The organism is Streptomyces sp. NPDC001513 (assembly GCF_042894695.1).
In the GTDB taxonomy this organism is placed as follows: Bacteria; Actinomycetota; Actinomycetes; order Streptomycetales; family Streptomycetaceae; genus Streptomyces.
On sequence record NZ_JBIAVU010000017.1, the window covers coordinates 95,266 to 108,117 of the forward strand.

Genomic DNA, 12,852 nt, shown 5'->3' on the forward strand with positions numbered 1-12,852 from the left:
ACCCCGACTCCGACCCCGACCCCGGCCCCGGCCCCGGCCCCGGCCCCGGCCCCGACTTCGAGGAGCACCCGCGCGTGACTGTCACCGTCGTGATCGCCGACGACCAGGAGATGGTACGGACCGGATTCCGGCTGATCCTGGAGAGCCACGAAGGCATTTCCGTGGTCGGCGAGGCGTCCAACGGTGTCGAAGCCGTCGAGGCCGTGCGGCGGCTTGCCCCCGATGTGTGCCTCATGGACATCCGGATGCCGGGGCTCGACGGCCTCGAGGCGACGAGACTGCTGCGGACCGGCCCGCATGCCGCGGCGTCCCGCACGAAGATCGTCATCGTCACGACGTTCGACCTGGACGAATACGCCTACCAGGCGCTGCGCGCCGGTGCCAACGGCTTCATCGTCAAGAACTCGGGCTCGCGGTTGCTCCTGGAAGCGGTACACGCGGCGGCGAAGGGAGAGTCGCTCATCTCGCCGTCCACCACGGTGCGGCTGCTGAAACACCTCAACAGGCTTCCGGCTCAGCGGAACACGGAGCAGCTCCGGCGCCTCACACCGCAGGAGGTGAAGGTCGCCACCCTGGTCGCACGCGGGCGCACCAACAACGAGATCGCCACCGAGCTGACCCTGGCGGTCAGCACGATCAAGAGTCACCTGAGCCGGATCCAGGAGAGGCTCCCGGCCCGCAACCGTGTGGAAATCGCGGCTTGGGCCTGGGAGCACGGCCTCGTCTCCTGAGCCCAGCGGACCGACCGCGTGCGACCCGTCCCGGCGCCCAAGGGCTGCCAGGCACCGAGCAGGATGTGTGAGACTCCCTCTGAATGATCACTCGGGGGGAGTTTCGCGTTGAACGTGCTGTTGAAGAGGGTGTGGATCGGGCTGGCATCGGCCTTGATCGTGAGTCTGGCCGCGGTGGTCATGCCGGACCACGTCCAGATAGAGGACGACGGGCGCGTCCACCTGGGCGCGCCCGCGCCCACGCCGTCCCCCTCCGCAGCGGCGCCCACACCGGAGTCCACGTCACCGCCCCTCACACGGGACGAGGTGGACGAGGTGATCCGGACCGCGGTCAGCTCGGCGGGGCTCGATCCGGCGCAGGGCCGCCCGACCGTCGCGGCCGGCGCCAACTCGAACAGGACCGGCTGGATGGCCGTCCGCGAGAAGACCGCCGCGCAGTCGGAGATGAACGCGATCTGCGCCGACCTGGAGCGCCAGGGCTGGACGCTGAACCCGAACGGCGACCGCCCCGACGCCTCCCGCAGTTACAAACGCGGGGGCTGGTACCTGCTGGTGAGCACGCGCGGGAAGACCCAGGCGCCGTCCACCACCTCCGACTTGACCGACTCGCAGACCTACCTGACCCTGACCGGGCTCCAGTTGAACCTTTCCGACATACCCCTCCCCAAGGTCACCGTCCGCATCGGCTGACCCCTTGATACGGCCGAGGGCAAGGCGTTGCTGCCCGAGCCATACGACGTCCAGGACGTCGCGGACCGCCTCCCTGGCCCAGTCCCGCCCGAACGCCGGCACCCACGTGTCCGCACGGCGGTCGGCGCGCAGCAGGGCACGGAGTTCGGCCGGGGCCCCGGGCGCGGGCGCGTACGGGGCGGTGGGGGTGTGGTCGGGCTGGGCGCTCATCGGCTCCTCCCGCGGCGGGTGCTACCGGCCACCGTGGAACGACGGGGACACGACGGTGGAGGTTCGGGCGGATGCGGCAGCCCGGCGCCGTCCTTAACGCGGCAGTCCGGCCGTCCGGAGCGTGGAGTTCGCCTGCGGTGACCCCGCCGGTCCATCTCGTCCCGTCCTCCCGGCCCCGTCCCGGGCGCTGTCCCGGGCACAGCGCCCCGGGACAGGGGGACGGCCGATGACGGGCACGAACCTCGCCGAACCTCCTCGGGCAGGCCACGCGCACCGCTCTGCCCGGCAGCGGCACCGTCTGTGCAGGGGCATCCTGCCCAAGGTCATCAGCCAGGTCCTGGCGGATGCCTCCGAGGCGACGCGCAACGAAGCTCTCCGCCACGTGGCCAACACCCGCCACCGCGAATAACCCGGCCCGCCCGCCCTCTTCCCCACAGCGTCAAACAGCCGCTGCGGACGGGGCGACAAGGTCCGATGCCAGCCGGGTGCTGTTACCCGTCCTGTGCGGTCAGGAGGAGGACCAGGGCCGTGGAGCGGGTGGTGCCGAGTCCGGTGGCGACCGTCTCGGCGGACACGCCGGCGTCACACAGCGCGCCGGCCGCCTGCCGCCCGACGCGGGCGGCGATCCGCTCCAGCACGCCGACGGCGCGCAGCGCTGCCAACGGTGTATCCGTGGCCGTGGCGGTCAGCTGCTCGGCGATCTCGACCAGGAGCGCGGCCAGCGGCTCGGGCAGCGATACCGCATCGCCGCGGACGAGGGACAGGTGCGCGTTCCAGTCCGCGAGCGGTCCGGCGAGGTCGACGTCCGCCTCGTACAGGGGCTGGTCCCCGATCGTCGCCCAGTCCAGGGGGTACTGAGCCGGGCCGCGCCATCCGCACGCGCACACCGCCCGCAAAGCCTCGGCGCGCGGGCGACGGTACCGGCCGTCGTACGCCGACCAATGCGTGGTCGACGGCACGTCCGCACCGCTCCCGACATCGAAGTACACCGGACCCGGCTCACCACCGCCGACGAGGACACCCACCGCACCCGCGTGCGCGTCCCCGAACTCCACCGTCCACCAATCCCACTCCACCAGCACACCGCCCTCTCCGACGCGTTCCCGCCTGCCACCCTGCCCCACCCGGGCACCCGCCCACACCCCGGCAGCCCAACAACGCACGCAGTTGGAGCCGCCCGGCCACGCTCCCGGGCAGGAGCGCCGGTCAAACCCCTGCGGGCGGGCGGTGGTTTCGAGGCCCTTGTCCGCGTACCAGTCGCAGGGCGGTCTGTTCCTCGGGCCGCACGGGGGCAGTACGCGCCGAGGCAGACTCGAACGAACCGGCACCGTGTTTGTTCGCAGCAGGGGTGAACGTGGGTGAGCGCGGCCGACCGGGGAGGAAGCCGGGGCCGCGCTCACGTGCCACGCGGGGAAACGGCATGGCTCCCCGGTGCGCTGCTGGGCCTGTGTCAGACGTTGACGCAGGTGTTGCCGAAGGACGGGTTGAGCAGCGCGATGATGTTGACGGTGTTGCCGCAGACGTTGACCGGAACGTGAACCGGGACCTGGACGACGTTCCCGGAGGCGACACCCGGCGAGCCGATGGCCGCACCGTGAGCACCGGCATCGGCGGAAGCCATGCCCGCCGCGCCGAGGAGGATGGCGCCGGTAGCGGTGATGACGGCCGTGGTCTTCTTCACTGAGGACTCCTTCAAGATGTGCGTCGAACGATGTGCGTCGAACGGGGAGCGAAAGCGAGCGTCGACTGTGGGCCGGGCAGACAGGCCCACGCCGGGCGCTTGTCCCCTCCAACCCCTCCACCGGGTGCATGGACACGGTGGTCGACCCATTCGGGTGCCGCGCGTACACCGGACTGCGCAGGCCGGAGCCGACTTCCCCGTCCCGCTGTCGCGGCCACCCACCCCCGTCACCGCGCCGGTCTCCCGGTCTCGGGGAAGCCGGACGGCGACGGCTTCGCGATGCTTGCCGAGTTGAAGCGTGCGCTCGCCGCCGCTTCCCGCGGCCGGTGGGAACCTGCGGCGCAGCTTCTGCTCAGCGCCGGAAACGACTGGGAGCGGCGTGCTCTGTACGCCAAGCGGTTGGCGGAGCTCGCCGCCAGGAAGGGGGACAGCCGGCTGCGGTCGTGGCAGGCGGCTCGCCCTGGTGACCCCGACGCGGCGCTGGTCCACGCACGCGCCCGGGTCTGTACGCGTGGAGGCTGCGCGGTGGACGGTTGGCGCGGCACACCGCCCAGAAGCGGTTCGAAGGCTTCCACCAGGTGCTGATGAGTTCCCGTGAGGCCATAGCCCGGGCCGCTGCGCTCAACCCGCATGGAGCTGCCCCGCGACGCGTACCGGAGCCCGAAGGTGCGGGCTCTGGTCGATGCCGCATTGGCGGATGCCGCGGCCGCGGGCGACCATGCGCGGCTGCCTGAAGTACGCCACCTGCTCGCCCACTTCCTGGTCAAACAAGGCCGCTACCGGGCGGCGGTGGAACAGTTCCGTTCGGTGGACGGGCATCTGGACGCCCTGCCCTGGCACTCCTGGCCCTGGAAGGGGCTCTGCTACCGGGCGGCGCGCACCAAGGCGGCCCGGGGCGCGTTGGTGGAGCGGCTGCGCCGCTGAAGCGCGCCTGGGAGGCATGCCTGACGCTCCGTTACACCACGTCCTCGCAGACTCGGTCGACGTTCTCGGGTGCTGTGTCTGGCCTGCGATGATGACCGAGTGCCAGAGATAGGAACCACTGCCGTCGTCATCGCTTTGCCCGATGCCGCCCCGCTGCTCGATGCGGCGTGGCGTATCGATCCGGCTCTGGTGCGGCGTGGGGTGCCGGCGCACGTCTCGCTCCTCTACCCGTTCGTGCCGGAATCGGCGCTGACAGGTGAGGACGAGAAGGGCGTGCGTTCCCTGGCGGCGGGTTTTCCGGCGGCTGAACTGGTGTTGGGGGAGCTCGTGGCGGAGTCCGGCTTCGTCGCCGTCGCCGTTCCGGAACTCCAGCCGCTCGTTGATGCGTTCCGCGCCCAGTGGCCCGAGGTGCGCCCGTACGGGGGCCGCTTCGGGACGCGGCCCGCCGCTCATGTCACGGTCGCCATGGGTGCGGACGATCCGACGGCCTCCGCCCGTGTCCGCGCCGCGGTCGGCAGCCTGCTGCCTCTGCGCGCCCGTGCGGCCGCGGTTCAGGTGGTGGTGCTGACGGAGGAAGGCTGGCGGCCGCGGTTCACCGCGCCGCTCGGTGGCCCGGACGGAAGGTGACCCGACGGACGGTGACCGACGGACGGTGACCAGACGGACGGTGAACGGCTCGGAGGCGAGCCGGACCGTGTCCTGGGCTGTGGGCGGCTTCGCGTCGGCGGTCACCGAGCCCCCTGCGACGCCACCGAGTGTCCCCCACCATCCCTCCCGTTCCGCTATTGCCCTTAATCATCCGTTTCATCCCTTGCGCTGGGGGCAAGGGGAGAAGGGGGGCTTCTGGTGGGAGCGTCATGATCGATGTAGTGGTCGTAGACGACGAACCGCTGATCAGGGCCGGTCTGCGGCAGGTCCTCGACGCGGCGGACGACATCAAGACCGCGGCCGCCGTTCCGGTGGAGGAGGCTGTGGCCGCCATCGGTGAAACGCAGCCGCAAGTGGTCCTGCTGGACTGCTGCACCACGGACGCGCCCCTGGTCAGCGCGGGGCTGGGACGGCTGACGGTGGTGCCCGCGGTGTGCGTCCTGTCGAGATCGGCCGATCCCCGGTACGCGGCCCTGGCACTGGCCTCGGGCGCCGCCGGATACGTGCTGAAGTCCACGGACCCGGGGCGTCTGCCGCCGCTGGTACGTTTCCTCGCCGACGGCTGGACCATGATGTCGGCCGAGGTCAGCCACGCCGTCGTCACCGGTTTCCTCGACCACGCCCGTCGGGAGCCCGACGCCGCCCTCATCTCGCGCCTGACCCGGCGGGAACACGACGTCCTGGTCCTGCTCGCCGGCGGGCTGTCGAATGCGGACATCGCCCGCCGTCTCCACCTCGGCCACGGCACCGTCAAGGACCACGTCAGCACCATCCTCGCCAAACTCGAGGTCACCGGCCGGATCCAGGCCGCCCTCCACGCCGAACGCGCCGGACTCCTCCCCCGCGACAGCGCACGCTGACCACCCGCCAAGCCGCGGCAAGGGCTGACCCCCGGGCCGTGCCCGGCTCCCCGCCCGTCCCGGGCGGGGAGCCGTGCTCGGCGCGAGAAGTCAGCACTCGCGCAGGCCCGGCGCGGGGTCGACCGACGTGTGGACGTCCACGGCCGCGACGTTGCCCCACTGGCCGTTGTCCAACTGGGTCCAGTACCAGACGTTGTTGCCGCCGGCGTGCTGGTCACCGCGGCCCCAGCACTGGAACCAGCTGGGGCTCGTGTTCAGCGGCCCCCGCACCGCGGAGTTGTACCGGCGGTGCTCGTAGCCCTTGGCGCCGACCCGATTGCCGCACCACAGCTTGCCGTCGGCGCGGACACCGCATTCGGCGGCCGCGCTCTTCCCGGTGGCGGGCGTCGCCGCGGCGGGCCCGGTCACGGTGGCCATGCCGCCCGCCAGTGCGACGGCGGCGAGCCCCAGGACGATCTTCCTGCCTGCGTACATGCTTCCTCCTCGGAAGGGCTCCCTCGGGAGCCGGGTGATGGGTGAGGGTGATGGGTGTTGGGTGTTGGGGTGATGGGTGTTTGGGTGTGCGTGATCAGTGGCGGAGGGGCTCAGGGGCAGGTGCGTACGCCGTCCAGCCAGGCGGCGCCCTTGATGTAGATGTTGGTGATCCACGCCCCGTAGTCGGGCAGGTAGGACCAGGCGTCGTTGGTGTAGCCCTCCGCCGTCACCACTTCGGCGTGCTTCTGGCACTCGACGCGCACCGTGGTCGGGCCGGGGAAGCGGTGCACCCGCGGGCTGGTGGTCGACGGCTCCTTGTGGGTCCACACATCGGTGCCCCACGTGCTGAACGTGCCGGGTGCCGCGGCCGGCGCGATGCGGACCGCTCCCGCGTAGTCCCCGCCCAGCCGGACGTCGCTGACGGTGATCCGGGTACCCGACTCCCGGGCCTCGACCATCTTCCCCGCGCCCAGGTAGATCGCGATGTGGTGGACGGAGCCGCCCGACCCCCACGCCAGCAGGTCCCCCGGGAGCAGCGGCCCGGTCCCCTGGGCGGCCGTGAAGCGCTGGTTCACCTGCGGCGCATGGAACTGGTGGTACGCGTTGCCGGGCAGCGGGTCGCCGCCGGCCGCGCGGGCGTAGGCGTACCGGACCAGTCCCGAGCAGTCGAAGCCCAGCCGCTCCGGGTCGTGTGCGCTGTCCGGGTCGCTCGGGTCGACCTGGCCGTACGTCGGCCCCGGCTGTTGGCCGTGGCCGCCGCCCCACGTGTACCAGACGCCGATCTGTTCGCATGCGGCTCCTACGGCTCTCTCGGCCACCGCGGAGGCCCCGGGGGCGAGCACTCCGCACTCCCCCGCAGCGCGCGCCGCCTTCGGTGCCGCGACCGCCGTACTCGCTGTGCTCGCTGTGCTCGCCGTCGCGCCGCGGGCACCTCCGCACGTGGCCAGGAGGGTGAGCACCGCCACCGCCGTGACCGTCGTTCTCCGCATCGCCATGTCCGGTCCCCCGTCGTGGTATTCGCGGCGTGCTCGTCGTACGGAGCACGGACCGGCCCTCCGTCCGTCTGCCGGCCGATCGGGCACTCCGAGACTGTGCCCCGCCACCCCTCCGTGTCGAGGAAGCGCGGGTCGCCCACCGCAACGGGCAACGGGAAACTTCCCGGGAAACCCCTTCCCATCAGGCTCTTTGAGCATCCGTCAACATCCCGCCGACCCCCGCCTCCGGCTCGACCTGGAGAATGCGACGTTATGAACTCTCAGTCGCTGTGGGGTCCCCTGGGCAGACCGCTCCGCGCCGTGCGCGGGTATCCGCGCCGTGCGCCGCTGACGCTCGGCTATGTCTGCCTGCTCCTGGCCGGCCACGTCTGGGTCGGGCACGGGCTGTCCACCGAGCGGGCGGACGACATGCTGGGCTACCTCAGCACCAACCTGGACAACCTGCGCGACCATCCGTTGTCCGCGCTGCTCGGCAGCGCGCTGTTCTTCGACGGCACGCTCACGGATGTCACCTCGACCGACTTCGTGGGTACCTTGATAACCCTGGGCCTCGGTGTCTGCTGCTTCCTGGCCTGGGCGGAGCACCGGTGGGGGAAGCGGCGCGCCGTGGCCGTGTTCCTCGGCGGGCATGTCGCGGCCACCCTGCTCACCGCTGTCGTCATCAACGTCGCGCTGCGGCACGGCTGGTATCCGACGGCCGTGCGGCAGGCCCTGGACTACGGGGTCAGTTACGGCGCCCAGACCGTGCTGGCGATCGGCACGCTCGCCCTCCCCCGCTGGGGCCGCCTCCCCTGGGCCGTCTTCGTGCTCGCATGGCCGCTCGGCGGTGCCGAATGGGCCGGGCCGCTGCCGGACTTCACCACGGTCGGCCATCTGACAGCGGCGGCCCTTGGCTTCGGGCTGTTGGGTGTCCCGGCTTTCAGGCGGCAACGGGTCCGCGCCGGCGGGCTGCCTTCCCCCGCGGGCGACGTGGGGCCGCAGCGAGGGTCCGCGCCGGAATCGGCGTCATCGGCGGCCGGAGCGAAGACGCCTCCCTCGGTCTGAGCTCCGGCGACGACGCGAGCGGGGCGAGTGCGGCGAGTGCGGCGAGTGCGGCGAGTGCGGCGAGTGCGGCGAGTGCGGCGAGTGCGGCGAGTGCGGCAGCAGCGTCTCACCGCTTGGGGGTGCCGGGGTCGACGGGGCGTTTGTAGTACCGCCACGGGAACCATCCGGCGCCGACCGGGATCCATCCTTCGGATTCCAGTCGGCGGTGGCGCGCGGTGGTGGGGAGCGTGACCCGGCAGTGCTCCCAGGGGTGGCCGGACGCCTCCACCTCGTGGAAGAAGGGGCCGTAGCCGACCACGTGCCAGCCGTCGCGGCCGGCCTCCTCCAGCGCGGCCATCTCGTCGAACGCGGTCAACCCGCTGAGGGTGCGTCGTTGGGGGGCGTTCGGGCCCTCGGCGGGCGGTGCCGACGGGCCCGCCCCCGTGGTCTTGCCCGCGAAGCGCTGCTGGGCGGCCTGGCGGCTCACTCCCAGGACGCGGCCCACCGTGTCCCAGCTGTGGCCGGCGGACCTGGCGCCCTGGACGGCCTCGCGCAGCAGCCGGCTCGCCTCCTCGGCGCCGACGCGCGAGGCGTCCAGCAGGCGCAGGTACCCGTGGGCGTCGTGTTCGAGCGAGTCGGCCAGCCCGTCGGGGGCGCCGAGGACGGCTGCGGCGATCCCTTCCCTGATCCGGTCCGTCTCCGCCGGGTGGAGCAGTGGTGCGTCGTTCATCGGCGCAGTCCGGCGAGCGGGTCGAGGGCGTCGAGGACTGCCTCGTCGCGGCGTGCCTGCTCGGCGGAGTCGCGGGCCGCCCGGGCGGTCAGGGCGGCCGTGCCGGCGATGAGCACGAGGCTGCCGACGACCAGGGCAAGGGTGGCGAAGGTGCCGAGCCGGCCGCCGAACATCACCGTCAGGGCCGGCAGGCTCACGGTGAGCGGCAGTACGGCGGCCATGGACGTGTCTGCGGGAAAGAGGTCCCGGTGCCGGTCCTTCGACTTCAAGATCAACATGCGTCAAGGAAACCTTGACACGGCCGACTTGTCAAGAATTCCTTGACACCCCGCGCACGCAGACCTCCCACCCCCTCGGCGACAACGGAGCCCGCACGGGAAACCGTTGGCGGGGCCGCGGCGGCCGCTGCTACTTTTCCGGAGGCCGTGCGAGAGAACGAGGAGGTGGTACCCGTGAACGCAGTATCGACATGGGTGCTCCCCTCCGGGGTCACGGTCGGGCGATAGGCAGGTCGTCCGGGAGCGCCGTTTCAGCGCACTCCCGAAAGGCACGACCATGCGATTCACTTCCGAGCAGCGCCTCGACGACGGCGTCCTCGAACGCGAATTCACCCTCGGCGAGATCCCCGGCACCCTGTGGACGCCCGAATCCGACGCACCGGCCCCGCTGATCCTGATGGCCCACAACAACGGCCTGCCCAAGGGGGCGGCCCGGCTGGTGGCCCGGGCCCGGCACACCGCGGCGTACGGCTACGCGGTGGCCACCATCGACGCCGCCGGGTGCGGTGACCGGCCCCGTTCCGCCGCCGACGAGCAGGCCCGCGCCGACCTCCGCCGGGCGATGCAGGCCGGCGAGCCGGTCGACGAGATCTTCGAGTCCTTCATCGGCCCGCTGGTCGACAACGCGGTCCCGGAATGGCGGACCACCCTGGACGCCCTCCTTGCACTGCCCGGGATCGGTGGCCCGGTCGGGTACTCGGGGTGGACCGCCGTCGGCATTCGGCTGGCGGTGGCCGAGCCGCGCATCGCGGCCGCCGGCTTCTTCGCCGGGGGTTACGTGCCCCGCGCCCAGCGCGAGGAGGCCCGGCAGGTCACCGTTCCGCTGCTGTTCCTGTTGCAGTGGGACGACGAAGGCAACCCCCGGCAGCGGGCCCTGGACCTGTTCGACGCCTTCGGCACCCGGGAGAAGACACTGCACTCCAACCTGGGCGGGCACACCGGCACCCCGTGGTTCGAGGTGGAGGACGGGGCCCGGTTCTTCGACCGGCACCTGAAGTGAGGCCGGACCGCCGGACCGACCGCGGACGGTAGGGCGGTAGGGCGGTAGGGCGGTAGGGCGGAGTGCCGCATCGCGGGCCCCTGCCTCGTCGGCAGGGGCCCGCGATGCAATTACCTCTGGGGTAATCGCACCGCCCGGCCGCCCTCGGCTACGTTCGCGGTCATCGCTCACCCCGAAAACGAAGGAGCCCCGTGGTGGCCGCTTACGGCTTCGCCCATCTCCGCAGCCGCCGGAACCACTCCGACGTCATCGAGTACCTGGAGCGCATCCAGGCGACCCTCGACCCCTTCGCAGGCCGCTTCGTCATCCACGGCCCGCCGGCCGAAGTCGTCGAGGGCACGTGGCCCGGCAGCATGGTGCTCATCGAGTTCCCCGGCCTGGCCGAGGCCCGTGCCTGGTACGACTCCCCCGCCTACCGGGCCATCCTGCACCTGCGTACCGACCACATCGAAGGCGACCTGCTGCTGATCGAAGGCGTCGGCCCGGACTACCACCCGGCCGAACGGGCTCGCAAGCTGCGCACGGAAGCCGGCCGGTCGAACCGGTCGACCCCGTAGTCCGCCAGTCGCGGTCGTCAGCGGCCGGGGCGGTCGGTGACGGTTCGTGAGGCGTGTCGCGGGCCGGGAAAACCGCGGGCCGCGCCGGCAGGGCGCCCGCTACGATCGGCCCCTCACCTGATCATGGCGGTCCGACGGAGGCACCGATGACCCTGGCCCCGGCGCGGACGCCCGCCCACCCCGAACGGCTGGAGCGAGGACACCCGTTCCGCCAGTGGAAGACCTGGCGCATACCGGGAACCGAGCTCACCCTCACCGGGTACTCGCGCGCCAACGACAAGACGTTCTTCCACATCCCGGAGTTGCGCTGCGCGCTCGACGCCGGGCTGGCGGAAGGGCGTCAGCCGGAGACCGTCTTCCTCACCCACACCCACCACGACCACTCCAAGGACCTCGACTACCTCGCCGCCCGGCCCGACGGTGTCGACATCCACCTGCCCGCCGCGTCGGCGCCGTACGTGGAGACCTTCCTGCGGGCCTCCGCCGAACTGAACCACGGCCCCGCCTACGACCCCTCGCTCGCCGCGGGCTGCCGGCTGCACGGGGTGCGCGGTGGCGACGAGTTCGCGTTCGGACGCCGCGGCCACCGGGTGCGGGTGGTGGAGTGCGTCCACAAGGTGCCGTGCGTGGGGTACGCGTTCTCGGAGCCCCGCAAGGCGCTGCTGCACGAGTACGAGGAACTGCGGCGGGGCCTCGTGGAGCAGGGCCGGGGGGCGGAGTTCGGCCGGGTCCTGGCGCAGCGCCGCAAGGAGGGCGCCGAGGTCGAACGGGAGGTGCTCAGGCCGTTGTTCGCGTTCCTCGGGGACACCCACGTGAGCGTCTTCGAGGACAACCCGTGGCTGTTCGAGTACCCGGTGATCATCACCGAGTGCACGTTCCTCGACGACGCCGAGCTGGCCCGGGCCGAGCGGGTCGGGCACACCGTGTGGAGCCGGTTGAAGCCCGTCGTCGAGGCCCACCCGGACACCCTCTTCGTCCTCACCCACTTCAGCCTGCGCCATTCGGATCAGGAGGTGCTCGACTTCTTCCGCGACGAGCGGCCCGAGAACGTGCTGCTGTGGGCGCACCCGGAGAGCCGGCTGCCCGAACAGCACCAGTGACGGTGGCCGCACGGATCGGGTCAGCCGCTCCAGGCCCTCCGTACTCTGCCGTCCTCGACCTCGACCTCGAAGTTCAGCCTGCCTTCGAGGTACTCCATGGTCAGGATCGTGCCGGGCGGGACCATGCGCACGGCCGTCCAGCCGCGCGCTCGCGCCCGGCGTTCGGCCTCGTCGGCGTCGAGTCCCACGTAGCGTGCCGGATCGTCGGGGGCGGGTGAGGAAGCGGAAGCGGAAGCAGTCATGGCTCTCACCTGCCCCGCCAAGGCGGGGACCAGCGCACGGGAAGCCGGAAAAGCCGAAGCCCCTGGGGCCCGGCGGGCCTGACAGGGGCTGATCAGCTGCATGACGGGCTTCACCGTGACCGTGTGAACCGATATCGGTACGGGGAGCTACGTCGGCGGGTCTCCGGCTCAGCCGGCGGCGCCCGGGGCTGCCTCCATGGGGGCCTCGCCGGCCTCCGTGGCCGGGGTCTCCGTGGCCGGGGCCTCCGTCTCCGTGGTCGGGGTCTCCGTCGCGGGGGTCTCGGTGGTGGGGGTCTCGGTCTTCGGCGTCTCGGTCTTCGGGGTTTCGGTCTTCGGGGTTTCGGTCTTCGGGGTCTCCGCGGTCGGGGCGGGCTTTTCGGGCTTGTGCTCGCAGTACACCGTGCCCTTGTAGAACTTGCAGCCCGGCATGTTCTTGACGTCCTTGATCTTGCCGTGCTTCTTGCCCTGGTTCTTCTTGCCGTGCTTCTTGCCCTTGTTGTGGCCCCGGTTGTCCTTCTTGCCCTTGCTCTCATGACCGCTCTTCGCGTGGTCGGCGACCAGCGTGGCCGCCTCGCTGACCTGCGGCTTGGCCGGTGCGGCAAATGCACTGGTGGGCAGCAGCACGCCTCCACCGACAATCGCGGCCGAGACGGCGAACATCGAGAAACGCTGCTTCCGAGAAGTGCGAGCCATGAGAATTACTCCAATA

At 71.6% G+C, this 12,852-nt stretch carries 17 protein-coding genes; 9 read left to right on the forward strand and 8 right to left on the reverse strand.

Translation table 11 applies throughout. From position 1 onward, the window contains the following. The first annotated feature begins 74 nt into the window (after nucleotides 1–74). Together ACFYZ4_RS32785 and ACFYZ4_RS32790 are read left to right on the forward strand one after the other, a co-directional pair. Nucleotides 75–731: a response regulator transcription factor gene (locus tag ACFYZ4_RS32785; RefSeq protein WP_351291289.1), complete on the forward strand. Its 657-nt coding sequence runs from the start codon at nucleotides 75–77 to the stop codon at nucleotides 729–731. Nucleotides 732–839: 108 nt separating this feature from the next. After that, nucleotides 840–1,421 (forward strand): hypothetical protein, encoded by a 582-nt coding sequence (locus tag ACFYZ4_RS32790; protein ID WP_390785651.1) that lies wholly within the window; start codon nucleotides 840–842, stop codon nucleotides 1,419–1,421. Between the two features lie 701 nt (nucleotides 1,422–2,122). On the opposite strand, the gene ACFYZ4_RS32795 is transcribed toward ACFYZ4_RS32790, so the two are convergent. Continuing rightward, entirely contained in the window at nucleotides 2,123–2,707 is a 585-nt protein-coding gene (locus tag ACFYZ4_RS32795; RefSeq protein WP_351291295.1) for a hypothetical protein, read from the reverse strand. A gap of 374 nt (nucleotides 2,708–3,081) precedes the next feature. Continuing rightward, complete coding sequence (locus ACFYZ4_RS32800; RefSeq protein ID WP_351291307.1) at nucleotides 3,082–3,252, reverse strand: chaplin; 171 nt, start codon at nucleotides 3,250–3,252, stop codon at nucleotides 3,082–3,084. Nucleotides 3,253–3,942: 690 nt separating this feature from the next. Here ACFYZ4_RS32800 and ACFYZ4_RS32805 point away from each other — a divergent pair. The 3 genes from ACFYZ4_RS32805 (at nucleotide 3,943) to ACFYZ4_RS32815 (ending at nucleotide 5,744) form a co-directional block, all read left to right on the forward strand. Beyond that, nucleotides 3,943–4,236: a hypothetical protein gene (locus ACFYZ4_RS32805; protein WP_351291297.1), complete on the forward strand. Its 294-nt coding sequence runs from the start codon at nucleotides 3,943–3,945 to the stop codon at nucleotides 4,234–4,236. Between the two features lie 99 nt (nucleotides 4,237–4,335). Further along, nucleotides 4,336–4,863, forward strand: coding sequence for a 2'-5' RNA ligase family protein (locus tag ACFYZ4_RS32810; RefSeq protein ID WP_351291299.1), 528 nt, complete (start codon nucleotides 4,336–4,338; stop codon nucleotides 4,861–4,863). Between the two features lie 230 nt (nucleotides 4,864–5,093). Then, nucleotides 5,094–5,744, forward strand: coding sequence for a response regulator transcription factor (locus tag ACFYZ4_RS32815; protein ID WP_351291301.1), 651 nt, complete (start codon nucleotides 5,094–5,096; stop codon nucleotides 5,742–5,744). Nucleotides 5,745–5,834: 90 nt separating this feature from the next. Here ACFYZ4_RS32815 and ACFYZ4_RS32820 read toward each other — a convergent pair whose 3' ends face one another. Together ACFYZ4_RS32820 and ACFYZ4_RS32825 are read right to left on the reverse strand one after the other, a co-directional pair. Continuing rightward, nucleotides 5,835–6,218 (reverse strand): hypothetical protein, encoded by a 384-nt coding sequence (locus tag ACFYZ4_RS32820; RefSeq protein WP_351304686.1) that lies wholly within the window; start codon nucleotides 6,216–6,218, stop codon nucleotides 5,835–5,837. Between the two features lie 110 nt (nucleotides 6,219–6,328). After that, complete coding sequence (locus ACFYZ4_RS32825; protein ID WP_390785595.1) at nucleotides 6,329–7,213, reverse strand: C40 family peptidase; 885 nt, start codon at nucleotides 7,211–7,213, stop codon at nucleotides 6,329–6,331. Between the two features lie 252 nt (nucleotides 7,214–7,465). On the opposite strand from ACFYZ4_RS32825, the gene ACFYZ4_RS32830 reads away from it, so the two are divergent. Continuing rightward, complete coding sequence (locus ACFYZ4_RS32830) at nucleotides 7,466–8,257, forward strand: rhomboid-like protein (RefSeq protein ID WP_390785596.1); 792 nt, start codon at nucleotides 7,466–7,468, stop codon at nucleotides 8,255–8,257. A 106-nt stretch (nucleotides 8,258–8,363) separates the two neighbouring features. Here ACFYZ4_RS32830 and ACFYZ4_RS32835 read toward each other — a convergent pair whose 3' ends face one another. Both ACFYZ4_RS32835 and ACFYZ4_RS32840 read right to left on the reverse strand, forming a co-directional pair. Then, on the reverse strand, nucleotides 8,364–8,966 hold the full coding sequence (locus ACFYZ4_RS32835; RefSeq protein ID WP_351304694.1) for a hypothetical protein: 603 nt from the start codon (nucleotides 8,964–8,966) through the stop codon (nucleotides 8,364–8,366). Further along, nucleotides 8,963–9,244, reverse strand: coding sequence for a hypothetical protein (locus tag ACFYZ4_RS32840; RefSeq protein WP_390785597.1), 282 nt, complete (start codon nucleotides 9,242–9,244; stop codon nucleotides 8,963–8,965). Before ACFYZ4_RS32840 ends, ACFYZ4_RS32835 begins: the two co-directional genes overlap by 4 nt. Before the next feature lie 277 nt (nucleotides 9,245–9,521). On the opposite strand from ACFYZ4_RS32840, the gene ACFYZ4_RS32845 reads away from it, so the two are divergent. From ACFYZ4_RS32845 to ACFYZ4_RS32855, 3 genes are all read left to right on the forward strand, one after another. After that, the gene (locus tag ACFYZ4_RS32845) at nucleotides 9,522–10,244 is read left to right on the forward strand and encodes an alpha/beta hydrolase (protein WP_351304699.1); all 723 of its coding nucleotides are present in this window, start codon (nucleotides 9,522–9,524) and stop codon (nucleotides 10,242–10,244) included. 194 nt (nucleotides 10,245–10,438) lie between these two features. Further along, nucleotides 10,439–10,801, forward strand: a complete 363-nt coding sequence (locus ACFYZ4_RS32850; protein WP_390785598.1) for a DUF1330 domain-containing protein — start codon at nucleotides 10,439–10,441, stop codon at nucleotides 10,799–10,801. 146 nt (nucleotides 10,802–10,947) lie between these two features. Then, nucleotides 10,948–11,901 (forward strand): MBL fold metallo-hydrolase, encoded by a 954-nt coding sequence (locus ACFYZ4_RS32855; RefSeq protein ID WP_390785599.1) that lies wholly within the window; start codon nucleotides 10,948–10,950, stop codon nucleotides 11,899–11,901. A 20-nt stretch (nucleotides 11,902–11,921) separates the two neighbouring features. Here ACFYZ4_RS32855 and ACFYZ4_RS32860 read toward each other — a convergent pair whose 3' ends face one another. Then, nucleotides 11,922–12,143, reverse strand: a complete 222-nt coding sequence (locus ACFYZ4_RS32860; RefSeq protein ID WP_384340999.1) for an I78 family peptidase inhibitor — start codon at nucleotides 12,141–12,143, stop codon at nucleotides 11,922–11,924. Nucleotides 12,144–12,311: 168 nt separating this feature from the next. After that, nucleotides 12,312–12,836, reverse strand: a complete 525-nt coding sequence (locus tag ACFYZ4_RS32865; protein WP_390785600.1) for a hypothetical protein — start codon at nucleotides 12,834–12,836, stop codon at nucleotides 12,312–12,314. Nucleotides 12,837–12,852: the final 16 nt, after the last annotated feature.

Bases quoted from the DNA above. Each gene is read 5' to 3' on its own strand.
- ACFYZ4_RS32800 (WP_351291307.1), bottom strand. From the start codon at position 3,252: ATGGCTTCCGCCGATGCCGGTGCTCACGGTGCGGCCATCGGCTCGCCG.
- ACFYZ4_RS32805 (WP_351291297.1), top strand. From the start codon at position 3,943: ATGGAGCTGCCCCGCGACGCGTACCGGAGCCCGAAGGTGCGGGCTCTG.
- ACFYZ4_RS32815 (WP_351291301.1), top strand. From the start codon at position 5,094: ATGATCGATGTAGTGGTCGTAGACGACGAACCGCTGATCAGGGCCGGT.
- ACFYZ4_RS32820 (WP_351304686.1), bottom strand. From the start codon at position 6,218: ATGTACGCAGGCAGGAAGATCGTCCTGGGGCTCGCCGCCGTCGCACTG.
- ACFYZ4_RS32825 (WP_390785595.1), bottom strand. From the start codon at position 7,213: ATGGCGATGCGGAGAACGACGGTCACGGCGGTGGCGGTGCTCACCCTC.
- ACFYZ4_RS32830 (WP_390785596.1), top strand. From the start codon at position 7,466: ATGAACTCTCAGTCGCTGTGGGGTCCCCTGGGCAGACCGCTCCGCGCC.
- ACFYZ4_RS32835 (WP_351304694.1), bottom strand. From the start codon at position 8,966: ATGAACGACGCACCACTGCTCCACCCGGCGGAGACGGACCGGATCAGG.
- ACFYZ4_RS32840 (WP_390785597.1), bottom strand. From the start codon at position 9,244: ATGTTGATCTTGAAGTCGAAGGACCGGCACCGGGACCTCTTTCCCGCA.
- ACFYZ4_RS32845 (WP_351304699.1), top strand. From the start codon at position 9,522: ATGCGATTCACTTCCGAGCAGCGCCTCGACGACGGCGTCCTCGAACGC.
- ACFYZ4_RS32855 (WP_390785599.1), top strand. From the start codon at position 10,948: ATGACCCTGGCCCCGGCGCGGACGCCCGCCCACCCCGAACGGCTGGAG.
- ACFYZ4_RS32860 (WP_384340999.1), bottom strand. From the start codon at position 12,143: ATGACTGCTTCCGCTTCCGCTTCCTCACCCGCCCCCGACGATCCGGCA.
- ACFYZ4_RS32865 (WP_390785600.1), bottom strand. From the start codon at position 12,836: ATGGCTCGCACTTCTCGGAAGCAGCGTTTCTCGATGTTCGCCGTCTCG.